The sequence below is a fragment of the Bradyrhizobium sp. KBS0727 genome (assembly GCF_005937885.2).
Taxonomy (GTDB): domain Bacteria; phylum Pseudomonadota; class Alphaproteobacteria; order Rhizobiales; family Xanthobacteraceae; genus Bradyrhizobium.
Genome location: NZ_CP042176.1, coordinates 3,450,710 through 3,472,023, shown reverse-complemented (window position 1 = coordinate 3,472,023; position 21,314 = coordinate 3,450,710). Strand labels below are relative to the sequence as shown.

Below are 21,314 nucleotides of genomic sequence, written 5' to 3'. Positions count from 1 at the left end.
GACGTGGATCAATCGTCACACGACCGCGGCACCAAAGCCGCGGCGGGAGGAAACGCATGAACATTACCCAGCGGGATCGCGATCTCGGGACCGGCTACGCCATGAAGCCGTCCACGACCCGGACCGAACTGACATCGGTCGGCCGCGGCACGCCGATGGGCGAACTGCTGCGGCGCTACTGGCACCCTGTCGGCCTCGTCACCGACGCCACCGACATCCCCAGAAAAGTGCGCGTCCTGGCTGAGGATCTGGTGCTTTTCCGCGACAAGCACGCCCGGGTCGGCCTGCTGCACGCCCGCTGCTGCCACCGCGGCACCACGCTCTATTACGGCAAGGTCGAGGAAGACGGCATCCGCTGCTGCTACCATGGCTGGAAATTCGACACCGAAGGCCATTGCCTCGAACAGCCCTGCGAACCCGAAGGCGGCCAGTTCAAGGACAAGGTGCGCCAGCCCTGGTACCCGGTTCAGGAGCGCTACGGCCTGATCTTCGCCTATCTCGGACCATCCGAGAAAAAACCGGTGCTGCCGCGCTACGAATGCCTGGAGAACATGGACGACGGCGAGTTCGTCGAGGCCGATGATTCCTCGATCGGCGGCGGCGGTCCGGCCGTCATTCCCTGCAACTGGCTGCAGCATTTCGAGAACGTGGTCGATCCCTACCATGTGCCTGTGCTGCACGGGTCGTTCTCGGGCCCGCAGTTCACCAACATGATGGCCTCGATGCCGGAGGTGAAGTTCGAGACCTCGCCGCGCGGCATCACCGTGCGGTCGATCCGGCATCAGGACGACGGCAAGGTTTTCTACCGGGTGACCGAAGCCGCCCTCCCCACGCTGCGCGTGGTGCCCAATCCGCGGGTGGCGCAATTTGCCCGCGTCGAATCGATCGGCTGGACCCTGCCGATCGACGACACCTCGTTTCGCATTTATGTCGCCGGCCGGGTCAAGCAGTCGGGCGAAATCGGCCGGATGCGCTCAAAGTTCAACGGCAAGTTCTGGTGGGACATGACCGAACAGGAACACCAGCAATTCCCCGGCGACTATGAGGCGCAGGTCGGCCAGGGGCCGGTGACGCTGCATTCGGAAGAGCATTTCGGCCAGAGCGACCGCGGCATCCTGATGATCCGCCGCATGCTGGGCGATCAGCTCGCGGCCATCGAAGCCGGCCGCGATCCCGTCGGGGTCACGTTCGATCCCGAGGCCGCCTTGGTTGAATTCGAGGCGGGAAATTTCATTCGCGAGGCGTGACGGGATCGAATCAGCCAAAAAAGATAGTCCAAGGGGGAAACCATGGTCGATTTCGCGCCGCGGGTAGCCGCAGAGGTCAATGCCGCCGCCAAACCCTCGATACGCCGGTACTACGTGCTTGGCATCCTGACGATCGTCTATGCGCTGAACTTCCTCGACCGAACCATCTTCAACGTCCTGATCGAGCCGATCAAAAAGGAGTTTGCGCTCAGCGACACCATGATGGGCCTGCTCGCGGGCTTCGGCTTCGTGCTGTTCTATTCGCTGGTCGGGATTCCGATCGCGCGCGTCGCCGATCGTGTCAACCGCCGCAACATCGTCGCCGCAGCGTTCGCGTTCTGGAGCGCGATGACGTTCCTGTGCGGCATGGCGACCAGCGTCACCAGCCTGGCACTGGCGAGAATTGGCGTCGGCATCGGCGAATCCGCCTCTAGTCCCGCCTCGCAGTCGCTGATCGCCGATCTCTTCGCCAAGAACGAGCGGCCGCGCGCGCTCGGTATCTTCGCCATCGGCACCTATCTCGGCATCTTCCTCGGCTATTTCATCGGCGGCTACGTCAACCAGTACTATGGCTGGCGCATGGCGTTCTTCACCGCCGGCCTGCCCGGCATCGCGCTCGCCGCCGTGCTGTGGCTGACGATATCAGAGCCGAAGCGCGGCGCGATGGCGGAGACCTTCACTCCGGAGCCGCTCGGGCCGACGCTTGGTTTCCTCGCCTCGCAGCAGAGTTTTGTGATCGTGCTGATCGGCTTCTGCCTCACCACCTACACCAACTACGCCACAGCAGCCTGGATCCCGCCGTTTCTGGCGCGGGTGCATCATCTGTCCAGCGCCGAGATCGGCACCTATGCCGGCACCTTCAAGGGGCTGGCCGGGATGGCCGGCACGCTGGTGGGCGGGCTGGTGGTAGCGCGGATCAGCCAGCACGACGATCGCTGGAAGTTGTGGGCGCCGGCGATCACATCGTTCCTGGCAGGCCCGGTCTTTGCCGTCTGCATGCTGACGCAGGATTTTACGACCATGGTCGCGGCGCTGTCGCTGACCTCGTTCCTGGTCGGCTTTCATCTCGGCCCGATCTTTGCGATCGCGCAGACCGTGGCGAGGCCGAGCATGCGGGCGCTGGCGTCCGCCATCATCGCCCTGACCGCGACCTGCTTCGGCCAAGGCGTCGGCCCCCTCGCCGTCGGCATCATCAATGACGCGTTGAAGAACGATTACGGCGCCAACGCCGTACGCTATTCGCTGCTGTCGGCCGCGATCACGACGTCAGTCGGCGCGCTGCTGTTCGTCTGGGCGGCACGGACGATCCGCGAAGACATCAGGCGGGCGAGCTGAACTTACCAAGAGTACCGCACCACGCCCTTGCCGGCATAGCTGGTGGTGACGCTGGAGAACTCGCCCTCGAAGGTGCCGGCGGCCGACCAGCCGTTCAGCCATTTCTTCTCGGCGGAAGCCGTCAGCAGCGCGGCATCGCTCGCCTGCCTGGCGCCGTTGACGACAAAGGACGCGCCCGGCAGCGTCTGGAAGGTGGCGCCGATGTTGCGGTCGGGGTTGTAGTCGTGCGCCCACGCGCGGCCGCGCAGCGTGAACACGCCGTCTTCCATCGCGAATGACTTGTCGGTGCGCAGGCCGAGTTCGCTGCGCGTCGCGGTCACGCTCTTGGCGCCATAGGCCAGCGCAAAGGTATTGGCGCCTGATATCGCCTGCTCGGCATAGGCCGGCAGGTCGAAGGTGGTGAACTGGCCGGCGGCATAGGGCGTCCAGCCTAGCCCCTGCGTCACGAACCGATAGCCGCCCTCGATCCGGCCCGACCAGGCGTTGGCGTTGAACTTCGCCTGCAACTGGTCGATGCCCGCGATCGTCAGCGTGCGGTTGGTGGTGATGTCCTGCCAGCCATAGGCCAGCGCGCCGGAGAGATAGGCCGCACCCATGTTGTGCCGGATGAACGCGCCGGCCTGGAATAAATCGGAACGTCCCGAGCCGAGCCCGTTGGCAACGCTGAAATTGGTGCCGCCGCCGGCGAGCGCGAAGCCGGCCAGCGTGTCCGGCGACAGCCGGTAGTCGGCGCCGACGGCTGTGCCATAGAGATTGCTGCTGCTGTTGCTGGAGCCCTGCACCGCGTTGCCGCTCGTGGTCTGCGACCCGCCATAGCCCGCCGCCCACACGCTCCAGCGCTGCGCAAACGGATCGGCCGCTACCGGCGCCTTGCGATAGATCGCGGCCAGCGCGTCGTTCGGATTGCGCTTGGCCGCATACGCAAGTGTCTGCTCGTCGGCGTATCCCGTCGTGCCGCCGCCGGCCGAAACCGGATCGCCGCGCCCGGCAACGAACGGATCGGTCATCAGGCCCAGGAACTGGTTCATCGCGTTGAAGGTCGACTGCTGCGAGCCGGTCGCATACTCGCCGTCCGACTGGGTGAGTTGTGCCGCCGTTAATGACGCAAACGCCGTTGGGATGCCGCCGGTGCGGTTGAAGAACCCGGTCAGGGCGTCGCCGACATTCTGCTGGTTCTGGCTCAGCGTGCCGCCGGGCAAGCCGAAGTTCAGTTTCAAATCGATATAGGCATTGTTGATATCATAGCTGAGCGACGAGTTCATGTTCGCCGGCTGGCCGGTGGTCACCAGCGCGCCGAACCGGCTGGTCACGCCGCTCGCCGTCGTGACGATGGTGTAGCGCTTGGAGATGTAGCTGCCGGCGGCGAAATTGGCGCTCACCGTGGCGCCGTTGAGCGAGGCCGCACCAGTGACGTTCGTGAACGACGCCGTCGTCGGGTTGACCTGCACCAGGTAGGTTGCCGCCGCCTGCATCACCAGGCTTCCGGTAACGGTCATCGAGGACCCTGCGGTGCCGTTGCCCGGCGCGAACGTCCCGCCATTGACGGTGAGGCTTTGGGTATTACCAATACCGCTCAGGGTGCCCGCCGCCATCGTGTAGGCGCCGGTGATGGTGCCGTCGTTCACGGTCGTGGTCGTCGTGATGGTTCCGGCATTGCTAATGGTGGCGCCGGCCGCGTTGGTCAGCGAGGTCGCGGTCAGTATGCCGCTGTTCTGGATGGTCGAGCCGCCGTTGTTGGCGATGGTGTTCGCGCTCAGCGTACGCGTCGCCGCAACCACGATGCCGGTGGCATTGTTCGAATTGTTGGCCAGCGTCGTGATGCCGGTGAAGTTGCCGCCAGTGACATTCAACCGGGCGGTGCCGCCGGTCACGAACACGCCGTCGGTCGTGACGTTGCCGCCGATATTGAAGTTGCCGCCATTGGCCGCGATGCCGCCGTTGATCGCGCCGCCATTGGCGTTGACGACGAGGCTACTGCTGCTGTTGGTGCTAAGGCCGCCGCTGGTGGTGCCGGCGGTCTGCGTGTAAGTGCCGGTGCTGCCTACGCCCACGCCAACGGTGACGATGCCGCTGTTGGTGACCGTGCCGCCTGACACCGACACGCCGGCGATCGTGCCGGTGTTGCCGAACGTACCGGCCGTGTTCAACAGGCCGCCATTCAGCGCGCCGCTGTTGGTGCCCGTTCCCGTGTTGCTCACCAGGCCCGACACGGTGCCAGGCGCATTGTTGTTGAAGGTACCGCCGGCACTGTTGCTGATCGTGCCGGTCCAGGTCAGGTTGTTGGTGACGACGCCGCTGTTGTTCAAACCACCACTGACGGTACCGTTGTTGATGATGGTCGCGCTGGAATTGTTGGTGAGGCCGCCGTTCGCGGTCAGCGTGGCGCCGACGGCGACCAGGATGCCGCCCGCCGCATTGGTGCCCGAGTTGGTGATGAGGCCGGTGACGGTGTAGGTGCCCGAATTGACCAGCAACCGCGCCCCCGCGGTGTTGTTGCCGAAAGTGCTGTTGCTGGTGACCGTGCCGCCGATATTGAACGTGCCATCGGTGCCATTCGAGTTGACGATCGCGCCGTTGAAAGCACCGGCATTGGCGTTGATCGTGGCGCCATTGGTAATACCGCCGTTGGTCGAGCCCGCCGTCTGCGTGTAGGTACCGGCGGAGTTGATCAGAAAGCCGTTTACCGTCCCGCTGTTGGTGAAGGTGGAAAAGTTGCCGACCGCGCCGTTGATCGTCCCGGCGTTCGTGAAGGTGCCCAAATTGGCGGTTCCAAAGACGGTCGTGACGGTACCATTGTTGACCATGGTTGCGCCGGCACCGTTGGTGATCGTGTTGCTCGTCGAAAGCGTGGCGCCGGCAGCCACCAGGATACCGCCGCCGGCGTTGGTGCCCGAGTTCGTGATCTGGCCGGCGACGGTATAGGTACCCGAATTGACCAGCAGGCGCGACGTCGCCGTAGCGTTGTTGAACGTGTTGTCGCTGGTGACCGTGCCGCCGATATTGAAGATGCCGTTGGCGTTATTGGAAATCGCGCCGTTGAAGGCGCCGCCGTTGGCGTTGATCGTGCCGTCGGCGTTGGTGGTGCCGCCGTTGGTCGTTCCCGCCGTCTGCGTGTAGGTACCGAAGCTGATGTTCAGACCGCCAGTCACCGTCCCCGTGTTGGTAGTGGTGCCGAAACCAGCAACAGCGGTGCCCCCATTCACCGTACCGTTGTTGGTAAAATTGCCGCCGTTACTCGCTCCGCCAAAGATGATTCCAGCGTTGGTTGCGGTTCCATTGCTAAACAACCCACCGGACACAATGCCGGCGCCATTGTTGTTGAAGGTGCCGCCGGCGTTGTTGTTCACCGTACCCGTGACCGTCAGGCTGTTGCTGAAGGTGCCGCCCGCGTTAATGCCGACCGTTGAGGTCAGCGTGCCGGTGTTGACGAGTGCGTCGTCGTAAACGCGTTGGTGCCGCTGACAGTAAGCGTGCTCGCCCCCGCCTGGGAAATCGCAGTGCCGGTCATGTTGTTGGCAATAGAAATCGCCTGGCCGGCGTTGGCGTTGTTGACCAGGTTGGGGCCCGCACCATTGAAATTCACGGCCTGGCCGCTGACCACGTAGCTCCGCGCGTTGGACGTGAACGTCCAAGAATCGGGCGTGATGGGACCGGCCGTCACGGTAACCGTTGCTAGACCCGTGTCGGAGAATTGCGCAGACTGGCCGGCATTCACAGGGGGAGCGCCTGGGGGCGGATTGCTCCAGTTCGTACCGAGATTGTAGTCAATGGTGGCCGTGGTGCTGAGGGCACCACCCCACACGTACGACTGGGCCTGGGCAAGCGAGGGAAACAACGCCGCCCCCGCCAACGCGGTTCCGGCCAGAAGCAGCTTGCGGGTGCGCGCACTGGTACCGGCCGCAAATCCACGATCGAAAATCATATTTCCTTCGCGGCGGAAATATCGCCGCGCCCCTTCCGACGCCAGCTCCGAGTCCGGAGCTTTCCCGATGCACGCTAGGGTCAAAGAACGGGCGATGAAACGCCTTGTAGCGGTGCAATTCGGACTTGGTTGCCGGCTGTGACAAACGAGGTACAGTCCTGCCCTGTCGGGAATGCCGTTTCCAATCTTGTTCCTACTGCGGTGAGCGAATGATCGACCGTCGGAGGGTCATCGTCTCGATTGGCGGCGCAGCTCTGGCTTGGCCGCTGCCGGCACGCACCGAGCCGTCACGCACGGTCGCTCGGATCGGAATTGTCAGTGTCGGCGGTCCGAGTGCCGACATGACGGGCGCGCTGCCAAGCAATCGCAGTGTGCGGGCGTTTCTGCGCGGAATGGCCGAATTGGGTTACGTTTACGGCCGCGATCTGGTGACCGAGCCACGCGGCACCGACACCATGTCTGCGGTTGTCGACCTGGTTGGTCTTCAGGTCGATGTTATTGTTGCAACCGGCGCCGGGACGGCGCTGTCCCTGCTCAAGCAAGCGACGACTACAATCCCCATCGTCATGACGGCTGCTCCCGATCCCGTGGGCGAAGGGTTTGTCCAGAACCTTGCCCGCCCGGGCGGAAACTTTACCGGGATGAGTTTGCAGAGTCTGGAACTCACAGGAAAGCGTCTGCAACTGCTCAAGGAACTCGTCCCGGGCGCGGGGACCGTGGGAATTTTATGGGATTCCACCAGCCCCAAGATATGGCCGGTCGCACAGGCCTTCGGTCAGACCCTCGGCTGGAAGCTGCTGTCAATCGAGATTCACGATCCTCGAGAAATTGCGGTGGCCTTCAATACCGCGGCCGATGCCGGCGCGGATGCGCTCCTCGTTTCGGCCTCGGCCCTTCTCTTCAGTCGTGCCCGCGAAATTGCCGAACTCGCCGCACTGCGTCGCCTACCGACAATGTACGAGCTGAGGCCGTTCGTCGATGGCGGCGGACTCGTCTCCTACGGTGCCAACATCGAGGACATCTGGCGGCGCGCGGCATCCTACGTCGACAAGATACTGCGGGGCGCCAGGCCGGCAGAATTGCCGATTGAGCAGCCGACGAAGTTCGAACTTGTGATTAACTCGCGCGCAGCGACTGCGCTCGGCCTGACGATCTCGCCCTCTATCCTGATCCGCGCCGACGAGGTGATCGACTGAATCAAAAGAAAACAGGCCGCACTTTGCGCGCACACGCCTCTAGGTCAGCTTGCCGGTATATTTCTCCAACTGCGCCCAGGCCTGCTCGCCATAGGTCTTCTGCCATTGCGTGTAGAAGCCGGCCTTCACCAGCGCCGCCCTGAACTGGACGGGATCGGGCGTGTTGAAGGTCATGCCCTTGGCGGTCAGTTCGGCTTGCAGCGAGCGGTCCATTTCAAGCAGATCGGCGCGCTCCTTGATACCGGCCGCATCGAAATTGCTGCTGACGATTTCCTGCAGATCCGCCGGCAGTCCGGTCAGCGCGCTGCGGTTGGCGACGATCCAGTAGCCGCTCCAGCAATGGTTCGACAGCGCGCAGTATTTCTGCACCTCGTACAGCTTGCCGGTCGACACCTGCGCCAGCGGGTTCTCCTGGCCCTCGACGATATGCGTCTGCAAGGCCGAGTAGAGTTCGTTGTAGCTGATGCTCGACGGCAAGGCGCCGAGCCCGGAGAACAGCGATGTCAGCAACGCGGTAACGGGCACGCGAATCTTAAAACCCTTGAGATCGTCGACGCTGTTGAGCTGCCGGCTCGACGACGACGTGATCTGCCGAAAACCGTTGTCCCAGACCTTCTTCATCGGAACGATGCCGGCCTTGCCGATGGCGTCGCGCACGACCTCACCGACGCCGCCGTCCATCGCCGCCCATACCTGGTCATAGGACTGGAAGGCGAAGCCGATGCTCGGCAAGCCCGACATCGGCACCAGGATCGACAGCGTCAGGCTCGGCACCGCCAGCAATTCGATGCCGCCGGCGCGGACCTGCGACAGCATCTCGGGATCGCCGCCGAGCTGGCTGTTGGAGAACACCGTGACGTTGAGCCGGCCGGCCGATTGCGCGCCGATCGCCTTTGCCGCCTCGGTCAGCCTGATCGTCAGCGGATGGGTTTCCGGCGTGTTGACGCCGAGCTTGAAGTCGAATTCGGCGGCTGCCTTGGCGGGTTGACGGAGGATCGTGGTGGCCCAAGTGGCGGAAGCCGCGCCGAGCAAGCCCCGGCGGGTCAGGTCAGTTGTTTTCATTATTGTTTTTCTCCCGAGCGCCGTTGCCGCGCCTGGCAGACATTTTCGGCCGATCCGCTGTTTTCCGCAAGCCGGGCAAGAAACCGGCCGAACAATCGGCCAAAAAGCCACAGATGAAACCATTTTGAGGAACCGGCGAAACGATCCTGAAACAGACCGGGCGTACGTCTCTACCCAACAGAGGGCGGCATTGGCGCCCCGGGAGGCTCAGATGAACCACTCAATTCACTCGGCGGATCGCAGTACCCACCTCAAGATCGTGGTTGTCGCGCTCGTCGCAGGCATCGCGGTGGCGGCTTTCGGTATCTCGGCACGCACCGGTTCGGATTTCACCCAGACCGCCCATGTCATGAAGGCGGGCAAGCCGGTGGTTGTCACCAGCTCGGACCAGTCGATGGTCCGCTAAACGATAACGAGTTGCCTGGCATAAAAACGGCCGCCCGATGGGCGGCCTTTTGTTTGCGCTAACGCTTGTTCTGTTCGCGTCAACGCCTGTCTGGTTTGGACCGGCGTTTGGGGATCACTGCTAAGCCATTGATCTTAAGGGGATCAATAATGGCGCGAGAGACGGGACTCGAACCCGCGGCCTCCGCCGTGACAGGGCGGCGCTCTAACCAACTGAGCTACTCCCGCGGATGCCGTAATCAACTCGTGATCCGCGCAGAACCGAGGGCATAAAGGCCTGCCCCACGTTAGTCAAGGACGTTGCGAATCCCCCCGCCAAATGGGCATTTCTGCGACGCGGATGCAAAAAACGGCTTGTTTTCAGGCAAATCAGCGTAGGCAGCCGCCACCCGAATCATTTAAGGCCTGATACGTCTAAGTTTCTTGAAACCTTCGTCATTCCGCTCGCGTCGGAATCCGGAGGTTCAGGTCTCTGACCGACGCGGTTTTCCGGCACGGACCGGTATCCGCCCCGCTATCGAAGCGAGGCAGGCTTCGCGCAAAACCGCAAGCCAAGCCATTTACCAACGAGGAGGGTCAAATATGGCGAAGAAAGCAGCGACTCCAGCCACCGTCACGCTGAAGCACCTGGCCGCGGCGCTCGCGGAAGAGCACGAATTGTCGAAGAAGACCGCTGAAGCGATTCTGACCGACATGGTCGGCAAGATCACAAAACACCTCAAGAAGGGCGAGCGCATCCGCATCGTCGGCCTCGGCATCCTCCAGGTGCGCAAGCGCGCCGCCCGCATGGGCCGCAACCCCGCCACCGGCGAAGCGATCCAGATCAAGGCCAGCAAGAAGGTCGCCTTCCGCGCCGCCAAGGAACTCAAGGAAGCCGTCTGATACGGCTCCCCTTCTGATCCGACTTAAAGCGCCATTCCGGCGGGGACCCGGAATGGCGCTTTTCTGTTATAGAGCCCTACTTGAAGGGGCTTACCGTCCCCTTGCCGTTCCTCTTGCTCCGGGTTGTCATGCTGGCTTCTCCCCTCGCCTTTACCCACACCGTGACCGAGCGCTTCCTGCGCTATGTCGTGATTGACACCCAGTCCGATCCGGAATCGCCGACCTGTCCTTCCACCGCGAAGCAGAAGAACCTCGGCCGGCTGCTCGCCGCCGAACTCAAGGCCATCGGGCTTGCCGACGCCCATCTCGACGAGCACGGCTATGTCTACGCGACCATTCCGGCCAACACCGACAAGCAGGTGCCGGTGATCTGCTTCTGCTCGCACATGGACACCTCGCCGGATTGTACCGGTGCGAACGTCAAGCCGCAGATCGTGAAGAACTATCGCGGCGGCGATATCGTGCTGCCGACCGATCCGACCCAGGTGATCCGATCAGTGGATCATCCCGCCCTCGCCGACCAGATCGGCCACGACATCATCACGACCGACGGCACCACGCTGCTGGGTGCCGACAACAAGGCCGGCCTCGCCGAAATCATGGACGCGGCGCAGTTCCTGATTGCGAATCCGCAGATCAAGCATGGCGCCATGAAGATCCTGTTCACGCCCGACGAGGAAATCGGCCGCGGCGTCGACAAGGTCGACCTGAAGAAGCTCGGCGCCGACTTCGCCTATACGATGGACGGCGAGACTGCCGGGAATATCGAGGATGAAACTTTCTCGGCGGACGGCGCCACCATCACCATCGAGGGCGTCTCGACCCATCCCGGTTTCGCCAAGGGCAAGATGGAGCACGCGATCAAGATCGCCGCCGCCATCGTCGACCGGCTGCCGAAAGATACCTGCTCGCCCGAGACGACGGAGGGCAAGGAAGGCTTTCTGCATCCGACCGGCATTTCCGGAGCGCTGGAGAAAGCAACCATCGGCTTCATCGTGCGCGATTTCAACGACGCGGGCCTCAGCCAAAAGGAAGCTTTGCTCGAGGGCATCGTCAAGGATGTGATGAAGGACTATCCGCGCTCGACCTACAAGATGGAGGTCAAGCCGCAATACCGGAACATGAAGCAGGTGATCGATCGCCACCCCGAGACCGTCGACTATGCGATCGAGGCGATCCGCCGCGCCGGCCTCAAACCGGTGCGAAGCTCGATCCGCGGCGGCACCGACGGCTCGCGGCTATCAGCCATGGGACTGCCCTGCCCCAACATTTTCGCCGGCGAACACGCCTTCCATTCCCGGCTGGAATGGGTCAGCCGCCAGGACATGGAAAAGGCCGCCGAGACCATCGTCCATCTGGCGATGGTCTGGGAAGAGAAGGCGTAGCGCGCTGTCCGCTTAGGTAGCCCGGATGAGCGAAGCGACATCCGGGGTGGCGTTAGAGGGGTCCCGGATATCGCTTCGCTCATCCGGGCTACATGCTACTGCCAGCGCATCCACGTGGGTCTTCGACCCGCTATGGGCGGTGAACCGCAGGCTGGACACAAAATCGCGAAAACAACCCCATGCAAAGTAGGGTTAGCCGGCCCGCGCCGTCACGATCCAGATCGAAGCCGGCAGCGGAACCGTGTCGCCCCTGACGAATTGCGCCAGCGCTTCACGCACCGAATTCGTGGCGGCGGCGCGGACCTCCGGCGGATGGCCCTCGAGCGCGCGGCTCGCGGGGCCGATTTCGAACGCGCTTTCCACGGCGGCTTCGAGACCGCGGCCGAGCGCGACGTCGAGCGCGAGATGGCACGGCTCCATCGCAATGCCGGTGAAGCCGGCTGAACCCAGGATACGTTGCACACGCGCCTCCGAGGCGAACGCAAACGGCCCGGGATCTTCCGGCCCCTGCGGCGGCAATTTCGGAACGTGCTTGTAGACCGCCTGCAGCGGCGCCATGAAGAACGGGTTTTCCTTTGGCTCGCGCCAGCACGCGAACGCCAACCGTCCCGACGGCCGCAGCGCCTTGCGCAGATTTTTGAACGACAGCGCGGGATCGGCGAAGAACATCACGCCGAACCGCGAGGCCAGCAAATCGAAACTTGCGGGATCGAACGGATAGACGGTGGCATCGGCCAGCGCGAAATCGACCGGCAGATCCTTCGGCGCACTCTGCCGCGCCCGTTCCAGCATCGGGCCGGAGACGTCGATGCCGAACACATGGCCTGACGGTGCGACCTTCTGCCCGAAGGCGATCGTGGTGGCGCCGCTGCCGCAACCGACATCGATGACGCGCTCGCCCGTCTTGGGCTCGGCGCGGTCGATCAAGAGATCGGCGATCGGCTTCAGCAGGATGTCCTGCGCCGCCTGACGATCGGCCCAGCGCTGGCCGCCGGGCCCGTTCCAATAGGCAATCTGGTCGGCGTTCTCTTCGTGGCCTTGGGGGGTGTCCATGTGGGGAAACTTTCTGTCGGCCCGCCTACGTTGCTTCGAGCTTCCGCTTTCGCTCGTTGAGCTACGGCGGACAAGCCGGCGAGACAGCCTTCGCGCTGTGCGCCGGGGCGGGCTGGCATGCCCAGCCGCAGCGCGCAGCGCGAAGGCTGGTAGGCGGCGACGGATTCGAACCGCCGACCCTCTCGGTGTAAACGAGATGCTCTAACCAGCTGAGCTAGCCGCCCTTGAGCCGTCTGTTTAGCCCTGCCCCACCCTGTGGCGCAAGCCGAACCATTCCAACAAAAAAGCGGCGCCTCGAGGGCGCCGCTTTCGTCACATTTGCATCACTCAGTGCGCCGTCAGGCCGCCTGCGGCTTCGTCGCCGGCTTCGGTCTTGACCGGCACCTTGGTGTCCTCTTCCCAGACGATCGCCACCGGGGGGCGCACCAGCGCCTTGTTGACGACGTCGTCGAGCCGGGCGACCGGAATGATGTCCATGCCGCCCTTGATCGCATCGGAAATCTCCGTGAGATCCTTGGCGTTGTCCTCGGGGATGAACACCGTCTTGATGCCGCCGCGTGCGGCCGCCAACAGCTTCTCCTTCAGGCCGCCGATCGGCAGAACCCTGCCGCGCAGCGTGATCTCGCCGGTCATGGCGACATCGTGCCGGACCGGAATGCCGGTCATGACCGAGATGATGGCGGTCGCCATCGCAACACCCGCCGACGGTCCGTCCTTCGGGGTCGCCCCTTCGGGAACGTGGACGTGGATGTCGCGTCGGTCGAACAGCGGCGGCTCGATGCCGTAGTTGATCGCCCGCGAGCGGACGTAAGACGCCGCCGCCGAGATCGACTCCTTCATCACGTCGCGCAGGTTGCCCGTGACCGTCATCTTGCCCTTGCCGGGCATCATGACGCCTTCGATGGTGAGCAACTCGCCGCCGACATCGGTCCAAGCCAGGCCGGTCACGATACCGACCTGAGGCTCGCTCTCGATCTCGCCGTAGCGGTACTTCGGCACGCCGAGGAACTCTTCCAGAGTCTTCTCGGTGACCTTGACCGACTTCTTCTTGGAGATCATCAGCTCCTTCACCGCCTTGCGGGCGAGTGTCGACAGCTCACGCTCCAGGTTACGCACGCCCGCTTCGCGGGTGTAACGGCGGATCATCAGCAACAAGGCATCGTCGTCGATCGACCATTCCTTGGAATCGAGGCCATGCTTGGCGATGGCGTTCGGGATCAGGTGCTTGCGCGCGATCTCGACCTTCTCGTTCTCGGTATAGCCGGCGATCCGGATGATCTCCATGCGGTCCATCAGCGGTCCGGGAATATTCAGCGTATTCGCGGTCGTGATGAACATGACGTTCGACAGATCGTAGTCGACCTCCAGATAGTGGTCGTTGAAGGTCGAGTTCTGTTCGGGGTCCAGAACCTCAAGCAGCGCCGAGGACGGATCGCCGCGGAAATCGGCGCCCATCTTGTCGATCTCGTCCAGCAGGAACAGCGGGTTCGAGGTCTTGGCCTTCCTCATCGACTGGATGATCTTGCCGGGCATCGAGCCGATATAGGTGCGGCGGTGACCGCGGATCTCGGCCTCGTCGCGCACGCCGCCGAGCGACACGCGCACGAACTCACGTCCGGTCGCCTTCGCGATCGACTTGCCGAGCGAGGTCTTGCCGACGCCGGGAGGCCCGACCAGACACAGGATCGGTCCGGTCAGCTTGTTGGCGCGGGTCTGCACCGCCAGATACTCGACGATGCGGTCCTTGACCTTCTCGAGCCCGTAGTGGTCGCTGTCCAACACGGCCTGCGCCGCCTCGAGGTCCTTCTTGACCTTGGACTTCTTGTTCCACGGGATCGACAGCAGCCAGTCGAGATAGTTGCGCACGACGGTCGCTTCCGCGGACATCGGCGACATCTGGCGCAGCTTCTTCAATTCATGCTGCGCCTTGTCCCGTGCTTCCTTGGAAAGCTTGGTCTTGGCAATCTTTTCTTCCAGATCGGCCAGCTCGTCGCGACCTTCGTCGTCGCCGAGCTCCTTCTGGATCGCTTTCATCTGCTCGTTCAGGTAATATTCGCGCTGGGTCTTCTCCATCTGGCGCTTGACGCGCGAGCGGATGCGCTTCTCGACCTGCAGCACCGAGATCTCGCTCTCCATCAGGCCCAGCACCTTCTCCAGGCGCTGCGTGACGGACAACGTTTCCAGGATGCCCTGGCGATCGGCGATCTTGACGGCGAGATGCTGGGCGACCTGATCGCTCAGCTTGGCGAAGTCAGTGATCGCCTGAACCACGCCGACGACTTCGGCGGAGATCTTCTTGTTCAGCTTCACATAGCTTTCGAAGTCGGACACGACCGAACGCGACAACGCTTCGGCTTCGACCGAAGTGGCGTCGGTGTCGGCGAGCGCAACCGCAGTCGCTTCATAATATTCGCTGCGGTCGGAATATTTCTCGACGCGCGCGCGCTCGAGCCCTTCGACCAGCACCTTCACGGTGCCGTCGGGCAGCTTGAGCAGTTGCAGCACGCTGGCGAGGGTGCCGACTTCGTAGATCGAATCCGGATTTGGATCGTCGTCGGAAGCGTTCTTCTGGGTCGCCAGCAGAATCAGCGCGTCGTTCTTCATCACCTCTTCGAGCGCGCGGATCGATTTCTCGCGGCCGACGAACAGGGGCACGATCATGTGCGGAAAAACGACGATGTCGCGGAGCGGCAACACCGGATAGGAGTGGCTTTCGCCGTGAACGATGGTTGGCCGGGTCTTCGGGGTCGTCATGGCCTGTTCCTTTTGTTGTGCCCCCTTGCACGCAGTCCGCTTCGCTTGCGCAACCGCCACAAGGTGCCGGGAGGTTCGGGTCGTTTGGCTGCTTGCGCGGCCTGCTTCCCGGATCGTTTCGGTGACGAATCTCTACTTCGAATCTAAAGCACGATTTGCGCCACCGACAGCATTAGGTGGCTATCGGGTACGGGGGTGTCAAGTCACGGAAAAATGCCCGTCAATCGGGGCTAAATGCGCGAAATACCTACGCCCTACTGGCCGCCGGAATGTCCGGCAGCCACGTCAGTGGAGGTACCCAATTTGCGCCAGGCGCAAGCGCGATTTACGCGCTGGCGCTGCTCTCGACCGCACGGTCTGAACGGTCCGCATAGATGTAGAGCGGACGAGCGGTTCCCTCGACGACTTCGCGCGAGATCACGACTTCCTCGACGCCTTCCAGACCCGGAAGATCGAACATGGTCTCGAGCAGAATGCTTTCGAGAATCGAACGCAGTCCGCGCGCGCCGGTCTTGCGCTCGATCGCCCTGCGGGCAACCGCGCCAAGCGCCTCGTCGGCGAAGGTGAGTTCGATGTTCTCCATCTCGAACAGCCGCTGGTACTGCTTGACCAGCGCATTCTTGGGATCGGTCAGGATCTTCTTCAGCGAAGCCTCGTCCAGATCTTCCAGGGTCGCGACCACCGGCAGGCGGCCGACGAATTCCGGGATCAGGCCGTACTTCAACAGATCTTCCGGCTCGACGTGGCGGAAGATTTCGCCGGTGCGGCGGTCTTCCGGCGCCAGAACCTGGGCCGCGAAACCGATCGAGGTCGAACGGCCGCGCGCGGAGATGATCTTCTCGAGGCCGGAGAAGGCGCCGCCGCAGATGAAGAGAATGTTGGTCGTGTCGACCTGCAGGAATTCCTGCTGCGGATGCTTGCGGCCGCCCTGCGGAGGCACGGAGGCAACGGTGCCTTCCATGATCTTCAACAGCGCCTGCTGCACGCCCTCGCCCGACACGTCGCGGGTGATCGACGGATTGTCCGACTTGCGGCTGATCTTGTCGATTTCGTCGATATAGACGATGCCGCGCTGTGCGCGCTCGACATTGTAGTCGGCCGACTGCAGCAGCTTCAGGATGATGTTCTCGACGTCCTCGCCGACGTAGCCGGCTTCGGTCAGCGTCGTCGCATCCGCCATCGTGAACGGCACGTCGAGAATGCGCGCCAGCGTCTGCGCCAACAACGTCTTGCCTGAACCGGTCGGACCGATCAGCAGGATGTTCGACTTCGCCAGTTCGACGTCGTTGTGCTTGGTCTGGTGATTGAGCCGCTTGTAGTGATTGTGGACGGCGACCGACAGCACCTTCTTGGCATGGCTCTGGCCGATCACGTAGTCGTCCAGGACCTTGCAGATTTCCTTCGGCGTCGGGATGCCGTCGCGCGACTTCACCAGCGAGGACTTGTTCTCCTCACGGATGATGTCCATGCAGAGCTCAACGCATTCGTCGCAGATGAATACGGTGGGACCCGCGATCAGTTTGCGGACTTCGTGCTGGCTCTTGCCACAGAACGAGCAATACAGCGTGTTCTTGGAGTCGCTCGTGCCGACCTTACTCATTCTTATCTCCGTCCGCCGTTCGATCCCGTTGCTCGATCGACCCATTCCGGTACGCGACCGGGTCTAATGTGTAGATAGAGCAAATTCCGTACCAGAAAAGACCCTTAACGCATTGCTCCCGTGCGAATCACGGCTTACTCGAATCTCCGCGATCTCATCTGATCCCTACAGCCAACCATGCTGACACCCGACTATCAAGAATTCGCTAACCGGGCGCGGATCGGACACCGTGACAATACCGTGATTTTCGGCTTGCGCACGGGTGAAAACCGAGAAATTCGTCAAAGCGTTGCGCGATTACCACGCCGCCAAACCAGCACGAAAGCGGAACTTTCTGCCTATGCCAGGGCATAGGCAGGCCGCGAGCGGCCAAATTTGCCGGGCCAGACTGCGCCAAGGTCAATGCGAATTGACGACCCCCGCAACCTTACGCGGTTTTCGCCGCCGCAGCTTCTTCGGGCCGCTTGTCGATCACTTTGTCGACGATCCCGAAGTCGCGGGCCATGTCGGCGGTCAGGAACTTGTCGCGCTCCAGCGCTTCCTCGATCGCCTTGTAGGTCTGGCCCGTGTGCTTCACGTAGATCTCGTTGAGCCGCTTCTTGAGATTCAGGATCTCCTGCGCGTGCAGCATGATGTCGGTGGCCTGGCCCTGGAAGCCGCCGGAGGGCTGGTGAACCATGATCCGCGAGTTCGGCAGCGAAAAGCGCATGTCCTTTGCGCCAGCCGCGAGCAACAGCGAGCCCATCGAAGCCGCCTGCCCCGTGCATAGCGTCGATACCGGCGGGCGAATGAATTGTATGGTGTCGTAGATCGCCAGACCCGAAGTCACCACGCCACCCGGCGAGTTGATGTACATCGAGATTTCCTTCTTCGGATTCTCGGCTTCGAGGAACAGAAGCTGCGCAACAACCAGCGTCGACATGCCGTCCTCGACCGGACCGGTCAAGAAGATGATGCGCTCTTTCAGCAGGCGCGAGAAAATGTCGTAGGCGCGTTCGCCGCGGTTGGTCTGCTCGACGACCATCGGCACAAGGTTCATGTAGGTTTCAACGGGATCGCGCATTAGTCACCCCAAGGGTTGGCGAGAGATTTGGCGGGATCGAACATCCCCCGGCAAGGAAGCCAACAAAGGCTGGCGCGGTTTGCCGGGCGCGGACGAACGTCCCGTGATGCAGGACTTCAAATTCAGAACTCGTCGAATTCAGATCTAACAGATAAGAGCCAATTCCCCGCCGACAAGACCGGGCAATCGCGAGCTGAATTAGGCGAGTTCAAGCTGATTCGCGGGCGGTCGCATAGCGACGCCGGGCGTCGCCATGCCGCTTTCGCGGTTCATCCTTAATGTACGCCTGACGGGAACGCGCCTGATTGAACCGATCAGGCGGCGCTCTTTTCGGCCTCGTCGTCCTTGAACAAGTCTTCGCGCGAGACCTTCTTTTCGGTCACGTTGGCGAGTTCGAGGATGAAATCGACCACCTTGTCTTCATAAATCGGCGCACGAAGCTGGGCCAGCGCGTTGGCATTGCTGCGATAGTAGTCCCAGACTTCCTTCTCGCGGCCGGGCATCTGGCGCGCCCGCTCGATCACCGCGCGGCTGACTTCGTCGTCGGTCACGGTGATCTTGTTCTTCTCGCCGATCTCCGACAGCACGAGGCCGAGCCGGACCCTGCGGTCGGCGATCTTCTGGTACTCTTCCTTGGCCGCCTCTTCGGTGGTGTTCTCGTCGGCAAAGGTCTTGCCGCTGGATTCCATCTCGGCCTTGATCGAGTTCCACATCAGGTTGAACTCTTCGCCGACCAGCGACGGCGGCGCCTCGAACTTGTGGCTCTCGTCGAGCCGGTCGAGCAGCGCCCGCTTGACGCGCTGGCGGGTCGCGCCGGCGAATTCGGCGACCAGACGCTCGCGCGCGGCTTCCTTCAGCTTGTCGAGCGATTCCAGCCCAAGCGTCTTGGCGAACTCGTCGTTGACCTCGGTCTCGCCGGGCGCCTCGATCAGGGTTGCCGTGGTTTCGAACTCGGCAGGCTGGCCGGCGAGCTTATCGCTGGCGTAGTTCTTGGGGAACGTGACCTTCAGGGTGCGGGTCTCGCCCGCGCCGATGCCAACAAGCTGCTCCTCAAAACCCGGAATGAACTGGCTGGCGCCGATCACGACCGGAATGCCCTCACCGGTACCGCCGTCGAACGGCACACCGTTGATCGAGCCCTTGAAGCTGATGGTGATGCGGTCGCCGTTCTCGGCCTTGGCGCCCTCGGCCTTCGCGGTATAGGGGCGGTTCTGTTCGGCGATGCGCTTGATGGCTTCGTCGATCTCGGCGTCGGTCACATCGACCACCGGCTTTTCGACGGAGAAGGACTTGAAGTCGGCGAGCTGGATCGTCGGCACCACCTCGATCGCGACCGTGTAGGTCAGGTCGGTCTTGCCGGCGAGAAGCTCCTCGACTTCTTTTTGCTCGGTCGGCATCGTGATCTTCGGTTCGGTCGCAAGCCGGAAGCCGCGATCGGTGAATATCTGCGTGTTGGTGTCGCGAATGGTCTGGTCGATGGTCTCGGCCATCACCGAGCGGCCATACACCTTCTTCAGGTGGCTCACCGGCACCTTGCCGGGACGGAAGCCGTTGAGCTTAACCTTGTCCTTGAGGTCGACCAGCTTGGCGTCCGCCTTGGCATCGAGGTCCGATGCGGGAACGCTGATCTTGAACTCGTGCTTCAATCCCTCGGCGAGGGTTTCGGTGACCTGCATGGTGTCAATCTTCTTCCGCTTGCGTCGGGCCAGATGGCCCTGACAGTGTTCAATCTGTTCGACGCGCAAGCCCTAGACAGCCTGCGCCGGTGGTGCGGCTGACCCCTCTCCCCGACGGGAAACAGGCCCTCCAGTATTCGTCATGCAAACGCTTGAATAGAGCGCTTGGTGCGGGCGGAGGGACTCGAACCCCCACAACTTTCGTCACTGGAACCTAAATCCAGCGCGTCTACCAATTCCGCCACGCCCGCGTGAAAGCATCCAATCCGGCCGCGATGCCGCGAGCGGCGGGCTTATAACATGTGCCCGACAGTACGCAGCAAAAAAATGGCCGTTTTTGTCCCCTCCGGGGCAAGGCGTCACAGCTGGACATATCTATCAGAAAATGGTCCGCATCGGTCCGATGGCAAGCCCCAAATCCCACCCAAAATCCGCTTTGGACCGACGCGAGCTGATCGCCGGGCTGGGTGCGGTGGCGCTCGCCCCACTCTTGCCCGTGGCAGGCCTGGCCCAGGGGCGATCCGCGCTGGCGCTCCAGGCCAAGCCGGACAGCCTCGCGTTACGCCCGGAGGCACCGGCGACGCCGATCTGGACCCTGCAAGGGCCTGAGCTCGGATTCGGGCGCGGCGAGACGGCCGAGATCGCCTTCGCCAACGAGCTGCCGGTGCCGGCCCTGCTCGACTGCCGCGGACTGGACGGCGTTCCCACCGCCGAGCCGCTGATCGCCCGCGCGCCGCTCGCAGCGGGGACGAAGGAAACCCTGCAACTGCCGCTGCGGCATGCCGGAACCTTCCTGTGCGGCCTCGCTTTGCCCGGCGATGGCCAGGGCCGGCCATCCCGGGCACGGGCGCTGGTGGTTCGCGAAAGCCAGCCGGTCGCGGTCGACCGCGACGAGGTGGTCTTGATTGAGGACTGGCGCATCCGCGCCGATGGAACTGCGGTCGCGGTAGGCGTTGAGCCCGCGGATTCGACGCCAGTGCAGACCATTAACGGCAAGCCTTCGCTCGATCTCTCAGGGCGAATCAACGAACGGCTCAGGCTCCGCCTCGTCAATGCCTGCCAACGATCTGTTATTGCAGTCAAACTGGACGGAATCGATGTTCGCGTCATGGCCCTCGACGGGCAGCCTGCCGAGCCGTTCCAGGCCAGGAACGGCGCGCTGGTGATCGCACCAGGCGGCAGGGTCGACGTTTTCGTCGATGTCACGGGTGCGGCAGGCACGAGCACTCCAATTCTGCTCCACGACGGCCGCAACGCCCGCACCATCGGCCAACTGACCGTCTCGAACGAACCGCCGTTCCGCCCCAGCCCGCTGCCGGCGGCGCCGCCGCTGCCCTCCAACGGCCTGCCGGCGCAGCTCGACCTCAAGAGCGCCGCGCGGGTCGATCTCGTGCTCGGCGGAGCGCCGGCCGAATGGGCCACGCCGTCCGCCTTCTCGAAAAACTCCCCGCCCGCCTTCCGGGCCAAGGCCGGACGCGCTGTGGTGCTGGCGCTGACCAACCGCGCCGCGATCGCCACCGTGGTTCACCTCCACGGCCATCATTTCCGGCTGCTGGACCGGCTCGACGACGGCTGGAAGCCGTTCTGGCTGGATACGTTGGCGGTCGAGCCCGGCCAGACCCAGCGTATCGCCTTCCTCGCCGAATATCCCGGGCGCTATTTGATCGAAGCGGTCGCGACCGACTGGGCCGCGCCACGGCTGGTGCGGTGGTACGATGTCGGGTGAGGAAACCC

At 63.1% G+C, this 21,314-nt stretch carries 15 protein-coding genes and 3 tRNA genes; 7 read left to right on the top strand and 11 right to left on the bottom strand.

Features of this window, described 5'->3' with window-relative positions; genetic code table 11:
• Window positions 1–56: 56 nt before the first annotated feature.
• Complete coding sequence (locus FFI89_RS15970) at window positions 57–1,247, top strand: aromatic ring-hydroxylating dioxygenase subunit alpha (protein WP_138838072.1); 1,191 nt, start codon at window positions 57–59, stop codon at window positions 1,245–1,247.
• 42 nt (window positions 1,248–1,289) lie between these two features.
• Window positions 1,290–2,582 (top strand): MFS transporter, encoded by a 1,293-nt coding sequence (locus FFI89_RS15965; RefSeq protein WP_138838070.1) that lies wholly within the window; start codon window positions 1,290–1,292, stop codon window positions 2,580–2,582.
• A 2-nt stretch (window positions 2,583–2,584) separates the two neighbouring features.
• Here FFI89_RS15965 and FFI89_RS15960 read toward each other — a convergent pair whose 3' ends face one another.
• Together FFI89_RS15960 and FFI89_RS15955 are read right to left on the bottom strand one after the other, a co-directional pair.
• A complete protein-coding gene (locus FFI89_RS15960; protein WP_246669471.1) occupies window positions 2,585–5,929 on the bottom strand; it encodes an autotransporter domain-containing protein in 3,345 nt (1,114 codons plus the stop codon).
• 62 nt (window positions 5,930–5,991) lie between these two features.
• Entirely contained in the window at window positions 5,992–6,504 is a 513-nt protein-coding gene (locus FFI89_RS15955) for a hypothetical protein (protein ID WP_138838068.1), read from the bottom strand.
• Window positions 6,505–6,713: 209 nt separating this feature from the next.
• Here FFI89_RS15955 and FFI89_RS15950 point away from each other — a divergent pair, with 209 nt between their 5' ends.
• On the top strand, window positions 6,714–7,700 hold the full coding sequence (locus FFI89_RS15950; RefSeq protein WP_138838065.1) for an ABC transporter substrate-binding protein: 987 nt from the start codon (window positions 6,714–6,716) through the stop codon (window positions 7,698–7,700).
• Window positions 7,701–7,739: 39 nt separating this feature from the next.
• Here the strand turns inward: FFI89_RS15950 and FFI89_RS15945 are convergent, their stop codons facing one another.
• The gene (locus FFI89_RS15945; protein ID WP_168212906.1) at window positions 7,740–8,762 is read right to left on the bottom strand and encodes a TRAP transporter substrate-binding protein; all 1,023 of its coding nucleotides are present in this window, start codon (window positions 8,760–8,762) and stop codon (window positions 7,740–7,742) included.
• Between the two features lie 211 nt (window positions 8,763–8,973).
• Here FFI89_RS15945 and FFI89_RS15940 point away from each other — a divergent pair, with 211 nt between their 5' ends.
• Window positions 8,974–9,168 carry a hypothetical protein gene (locus tag FFI89_RS15940; protein ID WP_138838063.1) on the top strand — a complete coding sequence of 65 codons (195 nt, stop codon included), beginning with the start codon at window positions 8,974–8,976 and terminating at the stop codon, window positions 9,166–9,168.
• Between the two features lie 150 nt (window positions 9,169–9,318).
• On the opposite strand, the gene FFI89_RS15935 is transcribed toward FFI89_RS15940, so the two are convergent.
• Window positions 9,319–9,395, bottom strand: a tRNA-Asp gene (locus FFI89_RS15935).
• A gap of 354 nt (window positions 9,396–9,749) precedes the next feature.
• On the opposite strand from FFI89_RS15935, the gene FFI89_RS15930 reads away from it, so the two are divergent.
• The gene (locus FFI89_RS15930; RefSeq protein ID WP_138838061.1) at window positions 9,750–10,049 is read left to right on the top strand and encodes an HU family DNA-binding protein; all 300 of its coding nucleotides are present in this window, start codon (window positions 9,750–9,752) and stop codon (window positions 10,047–10,049) included.
• Between the two features lie 128 nt (window positions 10,050–10,177).
• Window positions 10,178–11,434: a peptidase T gene (gene pepT / locus FFI89_RS15925; RefSeq protein WP_138838059.1), complete on the top strand. Its 1,257-nt coding sequence runs from the start codon at window positions 10,178–10,180 to the stop codon at window positions 11,432–11,434.
• A gap of 192 nt (window positions 11,435–11,626) precedes the next feature.
• Here pepT and FFI89_RS15920 read toward each other — a convergent pair whose 3' ends face one another.
• The 7 genes from FFI89_RS15920 to FFI89_RS15890 form a co-directional block, all read right to left on the bottom strand.
• Entirely contained in the window at window positions 11,627–12,487 is an 861-nt protein-coding gene (locus FFI89_RS15920; protein WP_138838057.1) for a class I SAM-dependent methyltransferase, read from the bottom strand.
• A 147-nt stretch (window positions 12,488–12,634) separates the two neighbouring features.
• Window positions 12,635–12,711, bottom strand: a tRNA-Val gene (locus tag FFI89_RS15915).
• A 103-nt stretch (window positions 12,712–12,814) separates the two neighbouring features.
• Window positions 12,815–15,241 (bottom strand): endopeptidase La, encoded by a 2,427-nt coding sequence (gene lon / locus FFI89_RS15910; RefSeq protein ID WP_138838056.1) that lies wholly within the window; start codon window positions 15,239–15,241, stop codon window positions 12,815–12,817.
• Window positions 15,242–15,566: 325 nt separating this feature from the next.
• Window positions 15,567–16,841, bottom strand: coding sequence for an ATP-dependent Clp protease ATP-binding subunit ClpX (clpX, locus tag FFI89_RS15905; protein WP_044542438.1), 1,275 nt, complete (start codon window positions 16,839–16,841; stop codon window positions 15,567–15,569).
• A 427-nt stretch (window positions 16,842–17,268) separates the two neighbouring features.
• Window positions 17,269–17,904, bottom strand: a complete 636-nt coding sequence (locus tag FFI89_RS15900) for an ATP-dependent Clp protease proteolytic subunit (RefSeq protein ID WP_138838055.1) — start codon at window positions 17,902–17,904, stop codon at window positions 17,269–17,271.
• Between the two features lie 314 nt (window positions 17,905–18,218).
• Complete coding sequence (tig, locus tag FFI89_RS15895) at window positions 18,219–19,580, bottom strand: trigger factor (protein WP_138838054.1); 1,362 nt, start codon at window positions 19,578–19,580, stop codon at window positions 18,219–18,221.
• A gap of 166 nt (window positions 19,581–19,746) precedes the next feature.
• Window positions 19,747–19,831, bottom strand: a tRNA-Leu gene (locus tag FFI89_RS15890).
• Between the two features lie 152 nt (window positions 19,832–19,983).
• On the opposite strand from FFI89_RS15890, the gene FFI89_RS15885 reads away from it, so the two are divergent.
• Entirely contained in the window at window positions 19,984–21,306 is a 1,323-nt protein-coding gene (locus tag FFI89_RS15885; RefSeq protein ID WP_246669470.1) for a multicopper oxidase family protein, read from the top strand.
• Window positions 21,307–21,314: the final 8 nt, after the last annotated feature.